Origin of the sequence: Streptomyces sp. NBC_00285 (genome assembly GCF_036174265.1) — a bacterium.
Taxonomy (GTDB): Bacteria; Actinomycetota; Actinomycetes; order Streptomycetales; family Streptomycetaceae; genus Streptomyces.
Map to the genome: position 1 here is coordinate 504,936 of NZ_CP108055.1, position 19,737 is coordinate 524,672.

Genomic DNA, 19,737 nt, shown 5'->3' on the forward strand with positions numbered 1-19,737 from the left:
CGTGAGACTCGTGTCCGACCCCGTTTACGGCGAGGTGGATCTCACCGCGACGGCGACAGAACTGGCTTGCTTGGCAAGGGCGGTAGCCGAGGGTGACGGCTTCATCAGCGCCGCGTCCGCGTCTCCCCCTGACGGCAGCACCCTGGCGGGGATCGAAGTCAGGAATGCGCTCGACTCCGGTGTCCGTATCGGACTTGACGCCCGGCGGCAGATCCTTGTGATCAGCGGCGATCTCCATGCCAGGGCTGTCCTGGCCGAAAATCTGCATGCTTTGGTCACCGCCGAGGACGGCGGTCACCTCCACATCGACTACTTTCCCGAGCATCCCTACTTGGTGCCAGGATCATTGCCCTTGGTGGTCAACAGCCCGCACGGAGGTATGCCGACCCGGGCTCAGATGCCGTAACCACGTCCGCCGTACAGAAGTTGCCGTCTCACAACTCCGGCCCCTCAACATGGTGTTGAGGGGCCGGTTCTCGTAGCGCGGGCCGGATTTGAACCAGCGACCTCTGGGTTATGAGCCCAGCGAGCTACCGAGCTGCTCCACCGCGCGTCGGTGTGGTTTCAGCATACGTGAGGTGGAAGGGGCGGGCAGGGATTTATCCGTGGGTCCCGGATGTGGTGCGTGGGGCCGTGTACAGGCGGGAGCCGTGGGCCGGCCTCCCGGGGTGGGGCGCAGAACCCCGTTGCCCCGCTCGATGTCCGTGCCTGGCCCAGGTGGCGCAACGGGGGTGCGGTGCAGGTAACTGGCGAACCGCACGACCTGGCCATGGACGTACGCGGCGCTGGGGTTGCCTGGCCGGGCTTGTCGAAGGTCGCGCGAGGCAGGACTGGGGTCTCTCCGTCGGCCGGCTCGCAGGGGGCGTGTGTGGCACTGCCTGCGGGCCTGCCACCTGACCGCCTGCATCCGGCGCATCACCCGACGGATGTCGATCAGTTCGGCAAAATGCCGCCATCAGTTTGACGGAAAGCCCTTCCATCGGTCGCTCGACTTGCCAGTCTCTGTCTGCACACGCGGGATGTCATGTCCGCGTACACCTCGCCCCACCGTCATGGAGACACCCATGCCTCGAACCGTCAGCAGGACCTTCCGGCTTGTCAGAGCCGCCGCCGTCACGGGCAGCGGCGCGGCTCTCGCCGTCACTCTGGCCGGCAGCGCCTCCGCGGGCGTGCTGCAGAACCTGCCGGAGAACGCCACCACGTTCCAGAAGTACTTCGAGCCCGTGTACGACTACGACTCGGACTCCTGCTACCCGGCCGCCGCCATCGACCCGAACGGGACCCTCAACGGCGGTCTGAAGCCAACCGGATCCATCACCGGCCAGTGCCGCAGCGGCCACCTCGACCACGCCAACACCTACTCGCGAGCCAAGTGCAACAACGGCTGGTGCGGGATCATCTACGCCAGCTACTTCGAGAAGGACGAGGCTTCCCCGGGCATCGGCCACCGCCACGACTGGGAGTGCATGGTCGTGTGGGTCCAGCAAGGGGCGGACACGCCGTCCTACCTGTCCGCCTCCCGGCACGGCGGCTTCAGCACCCACCCCATTGCCGACGTTCCGATGAGCGGCCAGCGGGTCATGGCCGTCTACCACAAGGACGGCGCCAGCACTCACGCATTCCGCTTCGCCAAGTGGGGCGAGGCCGCGGAGAACGACACCGGCGCCTGGCACCAGGAGAACCTGCTCACCTGGGACAACCTCGCACCCAACCTGCGCACCATCCTGAACGCCTCCGACTGGGGCAACGCCAATCTCCCGCTCCAGGACTCCAAGTTCAACGACACGCTCAACAAGGCCAAGCCGGGCGAGATCCCGTTCGACCCGTACGCGTGACCCGCACACCGGCGCGGCGCCGGGTCCGCAGGGCATGACGGTCGCTGGTCCGGGGCTCCATCGGATCCGGACCAGCGCCAGTCGCCACGCCAGGAACGCCGTACAGGTCGGGGAATGCCCGGCGGAGATGACGGCAGAAGACCGTCTCCGCATGCGTGATCAAAAGTCCGAGGCCAGGGTATGGCCCCCGGGGTACGGACAAGGTTCGAGGCTGTCGGTTTGTCGACGCCGAACCGCCTCGGGTCCGTTCTGACAGGCGGATCGCGACCCTGTCATGGCCTCGGTGACGGCCAGGGCCGAGTTGCCGACGTTCCCCCGGTGGGGGTGCGGACGGGACGCCTGGTCCCTCCTCGTCCCCCGTCCTGCGGTGACAGCAAGTCTTGGGACACGTTTTACGCGACGTATGCAACTGCGGCCTGCTCCCTTTCTGTCTGATAGGGAGACGGGTCCGTCAGGGCCGAAGGACGAGTAGACCGGGGCAGTTCGTGGGACGGCGCAAGGGCAGCATATGGATCGCATTCGTCACGGGTGTGGTGCTGGTGGGCGCGAGCGCCTGCGGCGGGGGCGGCAGTGACAAGGCAAGCGGAGACGATGCGAAGGCGTCGGGGAAGCCGAGTGCGAGCGCCTCTCCGTCACCGACGAAGCCTGCAGGACCGCCGATGCTGCTGGAGACGATCACCCCGCAGACGGGAACCACGGTCGGCGTGGCCATGCCGATCTCGGTGATCTTCACGAACCCGGTGGCGGCCAAGGCGCGGGCCTCAGTGGAAAAGCACATGAAGGTGAGTGCCTCGCAGTCGGTGGCCGGCGCCTGGCACTGGATGGGCGACAAGCGTGCCGACTGGCGCCCGAAGGCGTACTGGCCCTCCGGTACGACGGTGAAGATCGACGCCGACATGACGGGCGTCAGCAACGGCAACGGACGCTATGGCGTACACAACTACACGCACACCTTCAAGATCGGTGACGACGTGCGCGCGGACGTCTCGGTGACCGGCCACACCATGAAGGTGACCCGGAACGGCGGGCCGGTGCGCACTCTTTCGATCAACGCGGGCAGCGCCGAGTATCCGACGTGGGACGGCACGATGGCCGTCATCGACAAGCAGGAGAAGGTCCACATGACCTCCTGCAGCGTCGGCATCAGCTGCGACAAGGGCAGTCCCAACTTCTACGACCTGACACTGCCCTGGGACATCCACCTCACCCAGTCCGGCACCTACGTCCACTACTCGACCGGCGACCCGAACCCGGGCAGCGGCAGCGCGCGCGGCTCGCACGGCTGCGTCCACCTGTCTCTGTCGGACGCCAAGTGGTTCTACGGTCAGGTGAAGCAGGGCGACCCCATCACCATCACCGGCTCGCCCCGTGGCAAGGCCCCGGCCGACAACGGCTACGCCGACTTCAACCTGGGTTGGGACCAGTGGCTCGCGGGCAGCGCGTCCGGCGAGGGGACAACCGCCAGCCTGTGACGCGCGTCAGTGCCTGCTGTGCGAGCGGTTCACGGTCGTGAACACGGCTGGGGAACCGCTCGCCATCATCGGACCGGGCGCCCAGACCCCCAGTCCCGAGTACGGCACCCGGTCCGGCCCGGCGACCGTACCGGCCGCGCTTCTTGCCTCCACCCTGGCACTGTGGGGGATGCTGGCACACACGGCATCTGACCCGTCCCGTTCGCAGCGCCGGAGGCGCCCCATGAGCGTCATCGTCTGGATCACCGAGGGGACCTGGCCCTCCTGTGTGGATGCCGCCCTCACCCGTACGGCACCGGGCGAGGAGGTCGTGCTGCTGTACGTGCACGACCACACGATCAGTGAAACCGCGCACGGCGCCTACGCCGGCCTCCTGGGCCGCGGCCACCCCGAACGCGACCCCGGCACCCGTCTGGCACACCTCACCGCGGACTCGGCCAGGCGACTCCTGCAGACCGCCGCCGACCGCCTGGACCGTGCGTGCACCCGCACGGAACGCGGTGGCCGCGTCGAACGCGAGGTCATCACCGCAGCTCAAGGCGCGGATCTGCTGATCTGTGCCCGCGACGGCGATCCCACCCGCCCCGGCCCGCACAGCCTCGGGCGCGCCACCCGCTTCGTCGTCGACCACGCCCCCTGCCCCGTCCTCCTCGTCTGGCCGGCCCCGCCGCGGCACACCGAGCTGCCCCCGCCCCCTCCCGGATCCGGCCACCGCCCCTGACGCCCGTCCGCGCCGGCCCCCTTTCGGCCGCAGTGCGGCCACGAACAGCACGGCACCAGCTCCCTGCGCGATGCCGACAAGCAACAAACCGGCCCGGGGGTCGTCGGCCCCCGGGTGCCGACGACGCGGATACTGATCACGAACGGCCGGCCGCTTCGACGTAGGCCGAACCCGTCCCGGTCCCTCGCAACAGCGTCGTGCTCGCCGGTACGGGCTTCCCGTCGCCGTAGCTGAAAGTGCAGGCGGCTGCCCGGAGTTGGTGCCGTCACCACGTTTACCGCTCCTGCCGTACTCCGGGAGCTACATACGCCTTGAGATCGCCGACCCGCTCCACGGGCCAGCCGCGTGCGAAAGCGGGCGGGTGGGCGTCCGGCAGGGCGAGTACGGCGAAGGGCCTCTGGCGGGCGGCCCGGGCAAGTTCGGCCCGGGTGGTGCTGGTGTCGTGGCCTGCGCTCTGTGCGGAGCCGCATCCGGTGTAGTAGGCGATCGGGACGGCCTCATAGCCGCTGAGCAGGCACGGAGGGCGTACGCCGAGTGTGTGGAGGGCGGCCGCGGTGCGGGACCAGTCCGCGCGGTTGGCGGCGGAGTTGTGCAGGGTGCGCTCCAGGACCAGGTACTGCACGGCCACATGCCCCGCAAGTGCGACGGCCGCCAGGCTGACGGCAAGTGTGCGGGCCCTCCCCGGGGCCGGTGCGGTGAGCAGGTGGGCGAGGCCCTGGGCGACGGGCAGGGCGAGCAGGGCGTAGGCCGGCAGCAGGAAGCGGGGGGCCGCGTAGCCGATGAGGAACAGGTAGGGGACGGCGGCTGTGGCGGCGCAGACCAAGGGGAGCAGGGCGGGCAGCGTGCGCCGGGCGCGGAGCGCGACGACGGTGCCGAGGGCGGCCAGCAGGGGCAGCGCGAACCACCACAGGCTCACCACCGGGTTGGGGAGAGCGCCGGTGCAGGGCCGGCACAGCGTGCGCCCGCCGAGACTGCGGAGCTGGTCGACGACCGCCAGGTGCCATCCGAGGCCGCCCTGGATACGGGAGGCGTCGGAGAGGCGCTGCGCGAGACCGCCGTAGCTCACGTATGCCTCGATCACCCACTCGCCCGCGCCCGCCAGGAGGCCGGCGACCACTACGAGGAGCAGGCGCGGGCGGCGCAGGGAGAGGATCAGCAGGGGCAGCACCACATAGACCGCGTCCGTCGGGCGCATCCATGCCATCAGAGCTGTCCCCGCGAACAGGCCCCACCAGGCTGCCCGGTCCCGTGCGTTCACGTGGACGCGCAGGAAGCAGCCCACGCAGATCAGGGCGCCGACGGCGACCCAGTAGTTGGGCATGGCCTGGGGGCCGTAGAACACCGTCACCCACAGCGAGGCGAACAGGGCGCCTGCCAGAGCCAGGACGCGTGGCATGACGTGAGCCCGCCAGACACGCAGGGCGAAGTAGAGGGCCAGGCCGGAAAGGACGGCGAGGTAGACCCCGAGGAGGGCGGTGGAGGCGGACCAGGACGTGATCGGGGCGACGAGGAGCGAGATGCCGCGGGCGCGCGGCGCGCTGAAGTAGGCGGCTGGAACGTGGCCGCTGATCTGGCTGACGTAGACCGTCTCGTCCCAGCCGAGACCCAGACCCGGCCGGACGAGGCAGAGTTGGGCGAGCGTGAAGGCGGCTGCGACCGCCGCGAGCCAGGGCTCGCCCCAGGGGCGTCGTGGTCTGGCAGTCTGCGGGGAGGGGGCGGTGCGACGAACGCCGGTCGTCGTGGCGTTCGGGCCGTCGGCCATGTGACACCTCTCGTCGGGACTCTTCTAGGGATCGGTTCCCTACAACCCACAGGGCCGCAACACACCCTACGACTTGTAGGGTTATATGGGGGTGAGAAGCTGACTTCCCACGTCTGCAAGGTGACCGCCATGCACAGCAGCGGCCCACACGAAAGACCCGGACGGCGTAGTGCGGGCGAGCTGGAGGCTGCGGTCCTGGCCGCCCTCTGGGCGGTGGAGCATCCCCGAACCCCGGCGGAGATCCAGGTGGAGCTGGGCGGACGGCTCGCCTACAACACAGTGCACACGATTCTCAGGCGCCTCTACGGCAAGGGGCTGGTGCTGCGGGATGTCGACGGGCGGCGCGGCGCATACCGGCCAGCGCGGGACGAGGCCGAGATGACCGCGCAGGCCATGCACGAGGCCCTGGACCGGGGAGCGGATCCGATCGCCGCGCTCCAGCACTTCGTGACCGGGCTGACCACGGAGGAGTCGCGGGCGCTGAGGAAACTCCTCGGTCAGAGCCCGCCATGACGACGGCCCTGCCGGCTCGGTGATGCCTCAGAGCCGACACACCGATCTCCACCGTCCGCTCACCGTGAACCCGGGGCTCGGCACCCGGACGCGTGAGTACAAGGCCGTAGGCGATGATCACGGCTTGTGCACCGAAGATCTTGTGCCTGATGTTGGCGCCTTCTCGGTAGCGGCGACCGCCCCGCGGGTGTAGCGTCGTGATCCAGCAGTCGTGGTTCCGAAGTCCCGTTCGCCCGTGATCGCCATCACGGGCGTTCTTGCGTTGCAACGCCTCTCCGGACCAGGGCGATCACCTCCCGGGCACGCAGGGTGCGGGCCCGGTTTCCCTCTAAGGAGACAGTCATGGCCAAGGGCACCGTCAAGTGGTTCAACAGCGAAAAGGGCTTCGGCTTCATCGAGCAGGAGGGCGGCGGTCCTGACGTGTTCGCCCACTACTCCAACATCGCCGCCCAGGGCTTCCGCGAGCTGCTGGAAGGCCAGAAGGTCGAGTTCGACGTCACTCAGGGCCAGAAGGGCCCCCAGGCGGAGAACATCCGCCCGGTCTGATCTGCCTGATGCGGCAAGGCTCGGCATGCCTCTTCGAGGTCGCCGGGCCTTGCCGCCGTCTGTATCCGGACAGCACGCCGGCGCTGGGTGGTGGGGCGGCTCGGTGCGCGACAGAGGGTGCTGGGGGGGCGGTGTCACGGGCACGGCCGAGCCCGTGATCAGGATCAGGATCAGGATCCGCAGACCGTCGTAGGCCGGCTGCCATGGGCCCGCACGACGCCTCCGGCTTCACTGACGCCGGCACGTTCCGTCCAGCAGAGCTCACCTGAGCTGACCGGCATGCGGCTGCCCCGACCGCGGCCGAAGCCGCCGGTGGGCGGAAGACGGTGCCGCGTCGGCTGCGTCGCTTCAACCGCCCCGGCGATCCAGTGGCCCGTTACTGCTCCACGCGGCGTGAGCGCGGTCATGATGTCCACCATGACGCATACCGCCCGCCGCATGTTCGAGCTCCTTGAGCCGATCTGCCTGGTCACTTTCTTCGCCGACGAGTGCAACGAGGAGTTGGCCGCGCTCGGCCACCGCACCTACTGGGACGGCTACTTCGCCAGCCGGGCCGCGCCACTGGGGCGAGTGCCGGCGCAGGTCGTGCACGCGGCCTTCTACAACTTCGCCGACGGGGAGGCCGCACGGCACATCCCGAGCGCGTGGCAGACGATCCCGCCCGAGGCATCCCTCGCCGCGCGGGAGCGGGGCAGCGCGGCCTCCCTGCGGCGCATCCTCGGCGAGGAGCTGGCCGACTCCCCGGGCCTGGCGCGCGCGGCCGATCTCACCGCCAAAGCCGCGACGAGCGCGCCCACCGAAGGGCGGGTGATGTACGCCGGGATGCGTACCGTCGCGGTGCCGAGCGAACCGGTCGCCCGGCTGTGGCATTCCGCGACCATGCTGCGTGAGCACCGCGGTGACGGGCACGTCGCCGCTCTCGTCGGCGCGCGCATCGGCGGCACCGAGGCGCACGTGCTCTCCGCCCTGGGGCAGGGCATTCACCCACCGGAGTCGTTCGGGCGCATCCATCACCTGCCGAAGGAGCGACTCGCGGCGGTCATGAACGGCCTGCGCGAGCGTGGGCTCGTCGACGCCGAGGGCCGGTTCACCGACGCCGGCCGTGAGACCGGACAACGCATCGAAACCCTGACCGACGAGCTCGCGGCCCCGCCGTACGACGCCCTGTCCGCCGTCGAGCTCGACGAGCTGTTCGCCGAGCTCGAACCCATCACCGCGAAACTGGTGGCCGCGGGGTCGCAGTGATGGGCAGCGGCTGACGGGGCGCCGAACACTCCGTGCGCCACAGCGAGTTCGCGGCCCGGCGTTCGCGCCCGGGGTGCTCGATTCGGCCGTCGGCGCCCGGGCCGGTCTGTTTGTCCCGAGCCATCCCATGGAACGGACGAGAGGGCCGGCTTCGTTCAAGCAGACGGCCGGTCTCCCCCGCGTGTGATGCCGCCCTCCCGGGGCGCCGTTCGCGGGCCGGTTGCGGTGGCGATGAAGTGGGCCCGGGCAGGCCGTCGGACCTGCGAATACCAGGGCAGAACGCACTACCCCGACACCCCAACATGTGGCGAACTCGTGAAATGTTGACGGGAGTTGTGAAGAGCGACAAGATTGCGCTTCGTTCACTGTGACTCAAGTGAGCGAAGTGACGCGAGTGGCTATCGCGCGGCTCGCATTTGATGCCCTGCCGACAGCGGCTGCTCGCGTCCTGCCACCTCCCACACTCTCGAATCCGCTAGGGCATATCTTGACGCGCCTTTCACGCTCCAGAACGTCGGCCACCATCGCCGCAACCGCCTTCGTCGCCGCCGCCACTCCCCTGTTCGGGGCCGCCGCCGCGAGCGCAACCCCCGCGAGTGGCTGCCAGACGGCCACCATTCAGTACCGCCTCGTCGACGCCGCCGGAAAGCCGGCCGGTGCCGACTGGACCTCACAGGGCGGCTTCCACCAGTGGGACGCCGCGCCGGGCACCGTAGAGGTGCGCCTGGCTCCGGGACAGACCGTCGGTGAAAACTGCAAGTACCCGGTCTCGCTGGCCGAGTACACCACCGAAGGCCCCAACTGGTACACCTCCGGCTTGCAGACGCTTGTCGACCACGCCACGGTCTACCTCGGCGCCTCGGACCTTCCCGGCGCAGACGACACCAAGCAGACCTGGCAGAAGCTCACGGTGAAGGCGCCTGACTGCTACGGGCAGATCGACCTGTACGGCGACGACGTCATCTACGACGGCAAGTCCCAGGACGGCCACGGGCCCGCGCCCTACCAGCCCGACAACGTCGTCACGCCCTACCACCTGATCTCGGCGTGGAACGGCGGCGACAAGCCGTGCACCCCCGACCAGCCGAGCCCCTCCACTCCCCCTGCCTCGCCGTCCACCCCGGCCAGCCCGCCCGCGAGCACGCCGCCCGCGGACCAGACCACTCCCCCGGCCACCCCCTCGACTCCGCCCGCCACCTCCACCACTCCGCCCACCACCCCCGATGTCCCGCCACTGGAGTCGGTGCCTCCCACCACCCCGGCGCCCTCGCCCAGCGACAGCACCCCGCCGCTGGCCGAGACCGGTTCCAGCGCACCAGTCGGCCCCATAGCCGGCGGCGCAGCCGCGGTGATCGCCCTCGGTGCCGCCGCCCTCTACGCCACCCGTCGCACGCGGCGCTCCTGACCAGGACCGCCGCCGGCACCGCCACGCGGTGAGGCAGACGGCAGTTTCGCCCCGGAGCTGAAGGGATCCGGCCGACCGTGAGGGCGGCCCCCGACAACGGCCTGGGGCGAAGCTGCCGTCACGGCATCATCGGTCATGGCACAAACAGGCCGCGCCCGACCGGAGCCCGGTACGGCTGCGAGCTCCGGGCAGCGACGTGTCGCACTCCCGCGTCGGGCCGATCGTTGCCGTGCGGCGCCGGTGGTTCGTGACGTTCACGGGCCGCGACGGCCCTCGTCCGTGGCCGGTCAGTCACGCCGGGTCTGGCGGCGGATCCTGTCGGCGACCTCGTTGTGTTCGGTCTCCCACCACGGGCGTACACCGTCGGCAGTGGGTGTCGTGCCGGTTTCCGGTGGGGTTGCGGCGGCGAGTTCGGCGTCCAGGCGGCGGTCCAGGGCCGCAGTCTGGACGCGTTCGGCGCGGGCCCACTGGAACAGGATCGCCAGCAGGAAGGGAAGGGCGACCAGCTCGGCGATGCCGAGCATCGCGCCGCCGCCGACCTGCTGGTCGTGGTGGACGTCGGGTGACCAGGACGGGGCGTGGTGCAGATACCACGCGCCCGCGATCAGGGTGCCGTGCGTCATGACGACGATTCCGGGGACCGCGTCGACGATGCCGTCCAGGAAGACCAGTGCCGCCCGCACCGGATGCGTGCACCAGGACGGCAGCGTCTCCTCGCGGGTCAGCACCGGCACGACGAACAGACAGCCGGCCACCAGCAGGTGCAGATACATCAGCTCGTGCAGCCAGCCCACCCGCAGGGCGGTGGCGAAGTACGGCGTGAAATACACCGTCAGCTCGGTGGCCAGCACCAGCGCCGTGCTGACCAGGGGGAAGGCCAGCGCCCGTACGACCCGTCCGGTCACGGCCCGCCGAACCCGTGCGCCCGCTCTCTCCGGCAACGCCTCGACTGCCAGCCGCAGCGGATCGCCGAGCGCCAGACCCAGCGGCACCACCAGGTCGAGCAGGACGTTCTGCACGGCGGCGGGCCAGAACAGCACCCGGTCGTAGACGGCGAGCCCGGACATCGTCGCCACGACCAGCCCGCCCAGTCCGAGGAACGTGAAGGCGACGACCCTGGCGGGCGACCAGGGCACACCGCGCCGACGGAGTCTCGCCACGCCCCAGCCGTAGAGCGCGCCCAGAACCAGGGCCAGCAGGAGCGCGGGGACGTCCAAGCGCCACGTGGACAACAGACGTCCAGCCGTCAGCTCGGCGAGCCGACCGGCCGACAGATCGGTCACCACGTAGCCAATCATCCGGATCTTCCTCCTCCGCCCGCCTCGTGACGAGTCGACTCGACCGCACAGCCGGACGGTATGCCCCGCCGCCCGCGGGCCGGGCGGCGGGGTGTCCGACACCGCACTGACGGGGTCGGTTTCAGACGCGGCCGGGTGCCCGGGCGATCGGGCGACTGGAGAGCCCCGCGGCGGTTGGCTGTCCAGCGAACCTCTTCCTCCACCCGTACCACCACCACGCAGACCGCGCTCCGGCGCGCCTGAGCCGACCATCCCCGGCGGGCTTCATCGGCGCCGAGGTCCGCTGCTCTCCCTGACCACCAGTTCCGTCGCCACCTCCACCCGGGTCGTCTCCGGCTGTTCCCCGGACAGCAGCCGCAGCACCATCCGGGCCGCGAGTGCGGTCATGTCGGCCAGGGGGGTGCGGATCGTCGTCAGGCGTGGGGTGACCCAGTCCGCGAAGGGCAGGTCGTCGAAGCCGACCACGCTGACGTCGGCCGGAATGCGCAGGCCCAGTTCGGCGGCGGCCCGGTAGGTGCCCAGCGCCTGGTGATCGCTGCCGGCGAAGATCGCTGTCGGACGGTCGGGCAACGCCAGGAGTTCCAGGGCGTGTTGGTGTGCCAGGGGGTGGGTGAAGTCGCCGTAGCGCACCAACTCGGGGTCGAAGGGCAGTTCCGCCTCCGCCAGGGCCGAGCGGTAGCCGTCGACCCGTGCCCGGGAGGTGAGCCGGCGCTCGGGGCCGCTGATGATCGCGATGCGTTGGTGGCCCAGTTCGATGAGGTGCCGGGTCGCCGCCAGTCCGCCGGGCCAGTTGGTCGCGCCCACCCACGGTGTGCCCGGGGCGGGTTCGTCGATCGGCATGACCAGCGCGTAGGGGATGCCGAGCCGGCTCAGTTCCTCGTGCTGCCCGGGTGTCAGTTCGGGCACCACGAGAATCGCTCCGCGGGTGGGGCGGGTGGCGAGCGAGTCCAGCCATTGGCGGGCGCGCCTGGTCCGGCCGTGAGTGGCGGAGACCACCAGGCCCATGCCCGCGTCGTGCAGGACGTCTTCCGCACCGCGGATGAGTTCGACCGCCCAGGGGCTGTCCAGTTCGTTGATGACGAAGTCGATCAGCCCTCCGGGCGGGGCCGCGGTGGCTGCCGGGTGGTGTTTCGCGAGGTAGCCGTGCTGTTCCAGCAGCCGCTGCACTTTGGCCCGCGTCTCCGCCGATACATCGGATCTGTTGTGCAGCACCTTGGAGACCGTGGACACCGATACGCCTGCGCTGTCGGCGATTTGGGCCAGCGTGCGTCTCCTTCCGTCACTGGATCCCGTCCGAACCGTTGACGTCATCGGATGAATCTCCTACGTTGCCGGGCGATCGAGTTTTGCGAAAGGTATCGCAATTCTGGTTTTCGGAGTACGGATCCTCGGCGAACTGGTGGTCTACATGAAGAGATGGCGCGTGGCTCCCCTGGCCGCAGCCGTGGCTCTGGTGCTGTCCGGCTGCGGAGGTACCGGCGGCGGGGACGGTGCCCGGTCGGGCGGCGGGAAGGGCGAGTTACTGGTCTGGGTGGACAACACCCGTATGCCCGCGGCCCAGCAGTACAAGAAGGCCCACCCGGACGTGCGGATGCGCATCGTCACCATCCCGCCCGACGCCGGCTACGTGCCCACCAAGGTCTCGCTCGCCAACCGCACGAAGAGCGGCTGGCCCGATGTCGTCTTTTTGGCCAACCCGGCCGAGACGGCGACGCTCGCCGGCGAGAAGTTCGGCTACGCGGCCCCGCTCGACGACCTGGTCCCGAGGACCGTCCGCGACGGTTTCGCCCCCGGCTCCCTCGACACCTGCACCTTCGGCGGCCGGACGTACTGCCTGCGCAACGACATCGCCCCCACCGTCCTGTGGTACGACGCCGAGCTGATGGAGCGCTACGGCTACCACGTCCCCTCGACCTGGGCCGAGTACCGCCAGACCGGCCTGAAGGCGGCCGCCGAACACCCCGGCACCATCGTCGGAGCCGTCAACGGCAAGTACGGCGCCGGCATCTACTTCGGCAGCAGCGGCTGCCCCACCCGGGACACTCTCAGCCTCACCGAAGTCCACATCGACCTCAGCCGGCCGGAGTGCACCCGGGTCGCCGATCTGCTCCAACCGCTCGCCCGCCACAAGGCCGTCACCACCGTCGTGCCCATCGACCCGGGCTTCGCGAAGTTCGGCAAGGGCGACAAGATCCTCATGCTGCCGGCCCCCGCCTGGTTCGGCGACTTCATGTTCGCGCCCGCCTTCAAGGTGCCCAAGGGCCGGATCACCGCCGCCCCGATGCCGACCTGGCCCGGCGAGAGCAAGCCGTATGCCGGACAGGTCGGCGGTGGCGCCTTCGTCGTCTCCTCACACGCCGGCGACCGTACGAAGCAGGCCGCGGACCTGGTGCGCTGGATGACCACCGACGTGAACCTCCAGGCGAAGCAGCCCACTTACCCCGCCTTCACGGCAGCCGCGAAGAAGTGGGGCGAGGCCAAGTCGAAGGACCCGTACTACGCGTCGGACCCGATGCCCGCCCTGTCAGCGGCGGCGAACGCGCTGCGACCGGGTTTCGGCGCGGTCCGCTTCGAGGCCGACTGGCAGAGCAGTTTCAACGACACGTTCGTCAAGGCGGTCGACTCCAGCAGCAACCTCCGCAGTTCCCTCGCGAGTTGGCAGGACAAACTGGAGGCGGCGGCCAAGACCGGCGGGTACACCCTCGGATGAAGACCCTCACGACATCCCGCCCGCCCGCGCTCACCAACGCGGCGCCGCCGCCGTCCCGCCGCGGACGCCGTCCCGCCCGAGCCACCGCCGTCTGGATCCTCGTCGGCCCCTACACGCTGTTCCTCGCGCTCTTCGGGCTCGCGCCCGCCGGATACGCCCTGTGGACCTCCTTCGTCGACAACGGTTCCTTCTCCGGCGGGCGGGACTGGGCGGCCGTCTTCCACGACTACCGGCTCGGCGACGCGGCCGCCCACGTGACGACGTATCTGCTGCTGTGGCTGCCGATCCTGCTGCTGATGGTGCTGTCCCTCGCCTTCACCCTGCATGCCCGCCCCGGCCGCACGACGAGCACGCTCCAGCTCGTCTACTACCTGCCCGGCGCGGTCACCGGCTCGGCCGCAGCCCTGCTGTGGCTGTTCATGGTCAGCCCGGACACCAGCCCGTTCTCCCCGCTGCTCAGGCTGATGGACATCGAGAGCGCCACGGACGCGCTGTCCGGCGGCAACCTCATCGCCGTCCTCACGGTGATGGGCGTCGCGGTGCACGCCGGCGGCTGGATCGTGGTCCTGTACGGGGCACTCAACGCCCTGCCCAAGGACGTCCTGGAGGCCGCACAGGTCGACGGCGCCTCCGCCTGGCGGACCATGTGGCACGTCAAGCTGCCGATGGTGCGTACCTACGTCGCCTTCGTACTGATCTCCAGTTTCGCCTCCGGCAGCCAGGTGTTCGTCGAACCCACCGTGCTGTCGACCAGCGCCCCCGGCCAGATCAGCCCCACCTGGTCCGTCAACCAGCTCGCCTACGTCTACGCCACCCAGGACGGCGACTTCGGCAAGGCCGCAGCCCTGTCCCTGGCCATGCTCGCCGTCGGAGTGCTGGCCGCCTGGATCGTGATCACCCGTACGCACATGTACGCCACCCACCCCTCCGACTCCCGGTGATGAGGCGATGACCGCACTGTCGCGCGGCGCCCGCGCCCTGTTCCTGCTCGGCGCGGCCGTCTTCTTCGGACTGCCCCTGCTGTGGCTGCTGTTGGCCCCCACCCGCACCGCCGACGACCTCACCACCGGTTCACCGCTCGGCTTCGGCTCACTGGGCAACGTGGGCGACGCCTGGTCGCACCTGACGTCGTACAACGACGGTGAGATCACCCTGTGGATCGGCAACTCGATCCTCTACGCGGCGGCCAGCGTGGCCCTTGCCCTGGCTCTGTGCGTGCCCGCGGGCTACGCGCTCGCCAAACACGCCTTCGCCGGCCGCCGGGCCGTGCTCACCCTGTCGATCGTGACGATGATCCTGCCCCCGGCCGCGCTGGTCCTCCCGCTCTACCTGGAGATGTCGGCGATCAACCTCACCGGCACGGTCTGGTCGGTGATCCTGCCGCTGTCCTTCTACCCCTTCGGCGTCTACCTGGCCTTCCTGCACTTCCAGGCGAACCTTCCCGACAGCCTGCTGGACGCCGGGCGCGTCGACGGGGCGAGTGAACTACGGCTGTTCTGGTCGGTCGCCCTGCCGCTGGCCCGCCCCGCCGTCGCCCTGATCGCCTTCTTCGGCTTCGTCCGCTGCTGGACCGACTTCTTCCTGCCCTTCGTGATGCTCTCGGACGACCGCACCTTCACCCTCCAACTCGGCCTGATGTCCCTGCTGCAGTCCACCGGCGCCGTCAACAACTCCAGCGGCTTCGCCGACCTCGACATCCACCAGCCGGAGGCGGCCCTTGCCGGACTCGTGGCCTGCGCACCGCTGCTGATCGGATTCGTCCTCGCCCAGCGCTTCCTGCGCACCGGGCTGCTGGCCGGGGCGGAGAAGGGCTGATGGACGACACACGTACCGAACTCGCCAGCCAACTAGAGGAGTTGACCGCACCCCTCGCGTCCCGCTTCAGCGCGGGCCGGGCGCGCGTACGGCTCGGTGTGAACACCGCGATCCACGACGACACGGCGGCCGAACTGGAGGCGTTCGCCCGCCCGTTGTGGGGGCTCGCGCCCCTCGCGGCGGGCGGACAGGCCGTCCCGCACGCCGAGTTGTGGGTCGAAGGGCTCGCCCACGGCAGTGATCCCGCGCACCCCGAGTACTGGGGCGAGCCGGCCGACCGTGACCAGCGCATCGTCGAGATGGCCGCCATCGGCTTCGCACTGGCCCTCGCCCCACAGCAGTGGTGGGACCCGCTGAGCGGCCCCCAACGCGACCGGCTCGCACGCTGGCTGCTCAGCGCGCTGCACCGAGAGACCTCCGACAACAACTGGCTCTTCTTCCCGGTGCTGGTCGGCCTCGGCCTCGACCGGGTCGGCGTGCCCTACGACCGCTCGCTGATCACCTCGCGCCTCGATCGCCTGGAGACCTTCTGGCTCGGCGACGGCTGGTACGCCGACGGACCCACCGAACGGCGCGACTACTACGTCCCATGGGCCATGCACTTCTACGGACTGCTCCACGACACCCTCACGGGCGGTGACCGCTTCAAGGAACGGGCGGCCCGGTTCGCCGGTGACTTCCGGCACTGGTTCGCCGACGACGGGGCCGCCGTTCCCTACGGCCGCAGCCTCACCTACCGCTGGGCACAGGCCGCCTTCTGGGGCGCGCTGCCGTTCGCGGGCGTCGACGTACTGCCGTGGGGCCAGGTCAAGGGCTTCCTGCTGCGGCATCTGCGCTGGTGGCAAGGGCGGCCGGTGGCCGGCCCCGACGGGCTGCTGTCCATCGGGTACGGCTATCCGCAGCCGGCGCTGGCCGAGCAGTACAACGCGCCCGGCTCCCCCTACTGGTCACTCAAGGCGTATCTGCCGCTCGCCCTTCCGGCACGGCACGCCTTCTGGACCGCGAAGGAAGAGCGGGCTCCCGCACTGCCCGCCGTCAGCACCCAGCCACATGCCGGGGCAGTCCTCATGCGGGCTTCCGGCGACGTCACCCTGCTCGCCGGACGACAGCACCACCGGTGGGTGCGCCACGGAGCCGAGAAATACGCCAAGTTCGCCTACTCGACCCGTTTCGGTTTCAGCCTGCCGGGCGGCACCCTCGGACTCGAACAGGGTGCCCACGACTCCATGCTGGCGCTGAGTGACGACGGCGGGGCGCACTACCGGGTGCGCGAGGAGCCGGCCGCGCACTACGTCACCGCCGCCACGGTCCTCAGCACCTGGCACCCCTGGCCCGACGTGGAGATCACCACCTGGCTGACGGCCGCCGCGCCCTGGCACCTGCGCACCCACCGCATCCGCAGCGCTCGCGCCCTGCACACCGCCGAGGGCGGCTTCGCCGTCGACCGGGACGCGGGCACGGACCGCGAGACCGGCCCGGCGTACGCGAGGGTGTCGGCCCCCGCGGGACTCACCGCACTGCACGACCTCGACGGCCGACGGGAGGGCGAGGTCATCGACTGCCTGCCCGGCACGAACGTCCTGGCGCGACGCACCGCCCTGCCCATGCTCGTCGGCCAACTCCCGCCCGGCGAGCACTGGTTGCGATGTGCCGTACTCGGTGCTCCCGGCGGAAGCGAAGCCGAGACGGCCTGGCGGAACCCCCCGACCACCGCACATCCGACGACTGGAGACCGGACATGAGACTCAGACACCTGTCCGTACTGGGCGCCGTGACCGCGCTGCTGACCTTCCCGGTCCAGGCGCAGGCGGCACCCTCCGGCCACACCTACCAGGTGTCCCCCCAGGGCAGTGACCAGGCGCACGGCTCACGGACAAGCCCGCTGCGCACCATCGGCGCCTGCCTCGAACGCGTCCGCCCCGGCGACACCTGTCTGATCCACCACGGCACCTACCGCGAACAGCTCACCCCGCCCTCCGGCACCAAGAACTCCCCCATCACGATCGCCTCCTACGGCGACGGGCCGGTGACCGTCGACGGAACCGACCGCGTCACCGGCTGGAAGGACGCCGGCGGCGCACTGATCGCCGCCGACACCGACCTGCCCCCCGCCCTGGACTTCAACGCCGTCTTCCTGGACAACACCCGCGCGATGGAGGGCCGTTGGCCCAATTCCGGAGCCGATCCGCTGAACGCCACCTGGGCCGAGGCCGACGCGACCTCGACCGACCAGCACATCGACGACAGCGACCTGCCCGACGCGAACTGGACAGGTGCGACCGTGCACCTGTGGGCGGGCTCCAACCCCTGGGCCCAGCAGACCGGCACGGTCACCGCGACCGCGTCCGCAGCACTGGACTTCAAGGGCGGCAACTACCGCTGCCCGCCCCTGTGCATGGGCAACCAGACCTACCGCAACTACTACCTCGTCGGCTCGAAGGCCGCCCTCGACCAGCCCGGGGAGTGGTTCTACGACAAGGCCACGCACCGCCTCTTCATGGTCCCCCCGAAGGGCGGCATCGCCGGGCACACGGTGACGGCCAAGCACCGACTGTGGGGCGTCGACCTCACCGGCAGCTCGTACGTCACCGTACGGGGCCTTGACCTGTGGGGCACTTCCCTGCGAACCGGCCGCTCAAGTACGGGAGTCGTGGTCGACGGACTGCACGCCAGGTACATATCCGAGTTCTCCACCCTGCCCATGCCACCGGACAGCGATCTCGCGGTCGAGCCGTTCGAGGGCAACATCGTCGCCTCCCGCATCCTCGACTCCGGCGTGCAGATCCTCGGCACCGGCAACACCCTGAAGAACAGCGAGATCGCACAGTCGGCCGGTGACGGGGTCCTGGTCCGCGGCACCGGAAACACCGTCACCGACAACTACATCCACGACGTGGGCTGGATGGGCAGCTACACCCCCGGCATCGAGATCAACGGCAACGGCCACACCGTCACCCACAACACGGTCCGGCGCACCGGACGGGCAGCCATCGACACCGCCTGGCAGCTCAACGGCACCGAGTTCCACGACAACCGCATCGCCTACAACGACATCTCCGAGGCGATGCGCACATCCCGCGACGGCTCGCCCTTCTATGTCTGCTGCAGCCTCAACGGATCCGGCACCTCCATCGACCACAACACCGCGCACGACGCCGACGGCCAGAACGGCTACTACGTCGACAACTACTCCGGCCACTTCCGCCTGCACCACAACGTCGCCTGGAACACCGGCAGCCGGGGCGTCTACTTCAACGGCCACACCGGCCCCAGCATCGCCAACGAGGACCACAACTCCAGCTACGGCGTGGGCATCAACGTCGCCTCGTCCGCCCTCGGCGGCGCCACCGACGCGTCCGGCTCCTACTTCAGCAACATCATCGGACCCAAGCCGGTCACCGCGACACAGACCGGCAACCCGCTGCCGGTCGTCCGCTCCAACCTCATCAGCGCCACGCCCGGCTACACCGACGCCGTCAACGGTGAGCTGTGGCTGACGCCGGGCTCGCCCGCCATCGACGCGGGCGAAAAGGTGGACGGCGTCACCACCGACATCCTGGGCACGGCTCCCGACCAGGGCGCGTACGAGTACGGCGCACCTCTCTGGTCGACCGGCTGCGACCTGCCCGGCTGCCAGCAGCGGGTGCGGCACGGCAGGTGGAGCGCCACCTCCAGCGACGGCAGCAACGCATCCGCCGCCGTCGACGGCGACATCAACACCCGCTGGGCGGACAGCACCCCGCAGGCGGCCGGCCAGTTCCTGACCGTCGACCTCGGCGAGAGCAAGACCTTCGACCGGTTCACCCTCGACGCGGGCCGCGACACCAGCGGCCAGCCGTACGGCTTCGCCCTCTCCGTCAGCCGTGACGGCACGCACTGGGGCGAACCACTCGCCGAAGTCCACGGCCGCTCCTTCACCCAGGACGCGTCCCTCCGCCACCGGACCACCGCCCGCTACCTGCGGATCACGCTCACCGCGAGCGGCCCCGCGCCCTGGGTCGTCAACGACATCCGGCTGTACGGCGAGGGCCCCGACGCCGCCTCGACACTCCAGGCGGAACAGGCCACGGAGGTCCGCGGAACGGACCGCGGCACCGCAGCGGTCTCCCTCGGAGCCGGTGACCGGTTGGGCATGCGCGCAACGAACATCGACGGCACACACCTCACCGTGCGCGTCGCCCCGCACTGCGAACGCGGCTGCTCCCTTCAGCTGCGCCTGGACAGGCCGGACGGCCGCGTGGCAGCCGAGGTGCCCCTGAACGGCACCGGCGACTGGCAGGAACGGTCCGTGCCCCTCAAGCAGACGCTCACCGGATCACACGACCTCTACCTCGTGGCGAAGGGCAACGGCCGCGTGGCCGACGTGGACTGGCTGACCATCAGATCCGCTACGGCGGCCCCCGCGACCTGACCCG

General features: G+C 70.1%; 17 protein-coding genes and 1 tRNA gene. 13 read left to right on the forward strand and 5 right to left on the reverse strand.

All coding sequences use genetic code 11. The annotated features are described in order from the left end of the window. Position 1 precedes the first annotated feature (1 nt). A complete protein-coding gene (locus tag OHT57_RS02495; protein WP_328744178.1) occupies positions 2-406 on the forward strand; it encodes an Imm32 family immunity protein in 405 nt (134 codons plus the stop codon). Between the two features lie 73 nt (positions 407-479). On the opposite strand, the gene OHT57_RS02500 is transcribed toward OHT57_RS02495, so the two are convergent. Further along, positions 480-553: transfer RNA gene (locus OHT57_RS02500), tRNA-Met, on the reverse strand. Between the two features lie 511 nt (positions 554-1,064). Between OHT57_RS02500 and OHT57_RS02505 the strand changes: the two genes are divergently transcribed. Together OHT57_RS02505 and OHT57_RS02510 are read left to right on the forward strand one after the other, a co-directional pair. Beyond that, a complete protein-coding gene (locus OHT57_RS02505) occupies positions 1,065-1,835 on the forward strand; it encodes an NPP1 family protein (RefSeq protein ID WP_328744179.1) in 771 nt (256 codons plus the stop codon). Positions 1,836-2,320: 485 nt separating this feature from the next. Then, positions 2,321-3,307 (forward strand): L,D-transpeptidase, encoded by a 987-nt coding sequence (locus tag OHT57_RS02510; protein WP_328744180.1) that lies wholly within the window; start codon positions 2,321-2,323, stop codon positions 3,305-3,307. Positions 3,308-3,313: 6 nt separating this feature from the next. Here OHT57_RS02510 and OHT57_RS02515 read toward each other — a convergent pair whose 3' ends face one another. Further along, positions 3,314-3,460, reverse strand: coding sequence for a hypothetical protein (locus OHT57_RS02515; protein ID WP_328744181.1), 147 nt, complete (start codon positions 3,458-3,460; stop codon positions 3,314-3,316). Between the two features lie 70 nt (positions 3,461-3,530). Between OHT57_RS02515 and OHT57_RS02520 the strand changes: the two genes are divergently transcribed. Next, complete coding sequence (locus OHT57_RS02520) at positions 3,531-4,028, forward strand: universal stress protein (RefSeq protein WP_328744182.1); 498 nt, start codon at positions 3,531-3,533, stop codon at positions 4,026-4,028. A 274-nt stretch (positions 4,029-4,302) separates the two neighbouring features. Here the strand turns inward: OHT57_RS02520 and OHT57_RS02525 are convergent, their stop codons facing one another. Next, positions 4,303-5,790, reverse strand: coding sequence for a hypothetical protein (locus OHT57_RS02525; protein WP_328744184.1), 1,488 nt, complete (start codon positions 5,788-5,790; stop codon positions 4,303-4,305). Between the two features lie 129 nt (positions 5,791-5,919). Between OHT57_RS02525 and OHT57_RS02530 the strand changes: the two genes are divergently transcribed. The 4 genes from OHT57_RS02530 to OHT57_RS02545 all read left to right on the forward strand — a co-directional run bounded on the left by OHT57_RS02530 (position 5,920) and on the right by OHT57_RS02545 (position 9,499). Beyond that, entirely contained in the window at positions 5,920-6,303 is a 384-nt protein-coding gene (locus OHT57_RS02530) for a BlaI/MecI/CopY family transcriptional regulator (RefSeq protein WP_328744185.1), read from the forward strand. Between the two features lie 342 nt (positions 6,304-6,645). Continuing rightward, on the forward strand, positions 6,646-6,849 hold the full coding sequence (locus tag OHT57_RS02535; protein WP_328744186.1) for a cold-shock protein: 204 nt from the start codon (positions 6,646-6,648) through the stop codon (positions 6,847-6,849). Positions 6,850-7,266: 417 nt separating this feature from the next. After that, a complete protein-coding gene (locus OHT57_RS02540; RefSeq protein ID WP_328744187.1) occupies positions 7,267-8,094 on the forward strand; it encodes an SCO6745 family protein in 828 nt (275 codons plus the stop codon). 487 nt (positions 8,095-8,581) lie between these two features. Further along, positions 8,582-9,499, forward strand: coding sequence for a hypothetical protein (locus OHT57_RS02545; RefSeq protein WP_328744189.1), 918 nt, complete (start codon positions 8,582-8,584; stop codon positions 9,497-9,499). A gap of 287 nt (positions 9,500-9,786) precedes the next feature. Here the strand turns inward: OHT57_RS02545 and OHT57_RS02550 are convergent, their stop codons facing one another. Continuing rightward, positions 9,787-10,797, reverse strand: a complete 1,011-nt coding sequence (locus OHT57_RS02550; protein ID WP_328744190.1) for a cytochrome c oxidase assembly protein — start codon at positions 10,795-10,797, stop codon at positions 9,787-9,789. 264 nt (positions 10,798-11,061) lie between these two features. Continuing rightward, positions 11,062-12,108, reverse strand: coding sequence for a LacI family DNA-binding transcriptional regulator (locus OHT57_RS02555; protein WP_328744191.1), 1,047 nt, complete (start codon positions 12,106-12,108; stop codon positions 11,062-11,064). 97 nt (positions 12,109-12,205) lie between these two features. On the opposite strand from OHT57_RS02555, the gene OHT57_RS02560 reads away from it, so the two are divergent. Genes OHT57_RS02560 through OHT57_RS02580 form a run of 5 tightly spaced genes read left to right on the forward strand, consistent with a single transcriptional unit; the run spans position 12,206 to position 19,733 of the window. Then, positions 12,206-13,507 (forward strand): ABC transporter substrate-binding protein, encoded by a 1,302-nt coding sequence (locus OHT57_RS02560; RefSeq protein ID WP_328744192.1) that lies wholly within the window; start codon positions 12,206-12,208, stop codon positions 13,505-13,507. After that, positions 13,504-14,448, forward strand: coding sequence for a carbohydrate ABC transporter permease (locus OHT57_RS02565; RefSeq protein ID WP_328744193.1), 945 nt, complete (start codon positions 13,504-13,506; stop codon positions 14,446-14,448). Before OHT57_RS02560 ends, OHT57_RS02565 begins: the two co-directional genes overlap by 4 nt. Positions 14,449-14,455: 7 nt before the next feature. Further along, positions 14,456-15,322 (forward strand): carbohydrate ABC transporter permease, encoded by an 867-nt coding sequence (locus OHT57_RS02570; RefSeq protein WP_328744194.1) that lies wholly within the window; start codon positions 14,456-14,458, stop codon positions 15,320-15,322. Next, positions 15,322-17,064, forward strand: a complete 1,743-nt coding sequence (locus tag OHT57_RS02575) for a DUF2264 domain-containing protein (RefSeq protein WP_328744195.1) — start codon at positions 15,322-15,324, stop codon at positions 17,062-17,064. Before OHT57_RS02570 ends, OHT57_RS02575 begins: the two co-directional genes overlap by 1 nt. Beyond that, positions 17,061-19,733, forward strand: a complete 2,673-nt coding sequence (locus OHT57_RS02580) for a discoidin domain-containing protein (RefSeq protein ID WP_328744196.1) — start codon at positions 17,061-17,063, stop codon at positions 19,731-19,733. The genes OHT57_RS02575 and OHT57_RS02580 overlap by 4 nt, the downstream gene beginning before the upstream one ends. Positions 19,734-19,737: the final 4 nt, after the last annotated feature.

What these genes read in the sequence shown, in the direction of transcription:
- OHT57_RS02535 (WP_328744186.1), top strand. Translation starts at nt 6,646, where the DNA reads ATGGCCAAGGGCACCGTCAAGTGGTTCAACAGCGAAAAGGGCTTCGGC.
- OHT57_RS02555 (WP_328744191.1), bottom strand. Translation starts at nt 12,108, where the DNA reads ATGACGTCAACGGTTCGGACGGGATCCAGTGACGGAAGGAGACGCACG.
- OHT57_RS02575 (WP_328744195.1), top strand. Translation starts at nt 15,322, where the DNA reads ATGGACGACACACGTACCGAACTCGCCAGCCAACTAGAGGAGTTGACC.
- OHT57_RS02540 (WP_328744187.1), top strand. Translation starts at nt 7,267, where the DNA reads ATGACGCATACCGCCCGCCGCATGTTCGAGCTCCTTGAGCCGATCTGC.
- OHT57_RS02570 (WP_328744194.1), top strand. Translation starts at nt 14,456, where the DNA reads ATGACCGCACTGTCGCGCGGCGCCCGCGCCCTGTTCCTGCTCGGCGCG.
- OHT57_RS02550 (WP_328744190.1), bottom strand. Translation starts at nt 10,797, where the DNA reads ATGATTGGCTACGTGGTGACCGATCTGTCGGCCGGTCGGCTCGCCGAG.
- OHT57_RS02505 (WP_328744179.1), top strand. Translation starts at nt 1,065, where the DNA reads ATGCCTCGAACCGTCAGCAGGACCTTCCGGCTTGTCAGAGCCGCCGCC.
- OHT57_RS02525 (WP_328744184.1), bottom strand. Translation starts at nt 5,790, where the DNA reads ATGGCCGACGGCCCGAACGCCACGACGACCGGCGTTCGTCGCACCGCC.
- OHT57_RS02520 (WP_328744182.1), top strand. Translation starts at nt 3,531, where the DNA reads ATGAGCGTCATCGTCTGGATCACCGAGGGGACCTGGCCCTCCTGTGTG.
- OHT57_RS02580 (WP_328744196.1), top strand. Translation starts at nt 17,061, where the DNA reads ATGAGACTCAGACACCTGTCCGTACTGGGCGCCGTGACCGCGCTGCTG.
- OHT57_RS02565 (WP_328744193.1), top strand. Translation starts at nt 13,504, where the DNA reads ATGAAGACCCTCACGACATCCCGCCCGCCCGCGCTCACCAACGCGGCG.
- OHT57_RS02560 (WP_328744192.1), top strand. Translation starts at nt 12,206, where the DNA reads ATGAAGAGATGGCGCGTGGCTCCCCTGGCCGCAGCCGTGGCTCTGGTG.
- OHT57_RS02530 (WP_328744185.1), top strand. Translation starts at nt 5,920, where the DNA reads ATGCACAGCAGCGGCCCACACGAAAGACCCGGACGGCGTAGTGCGGGC.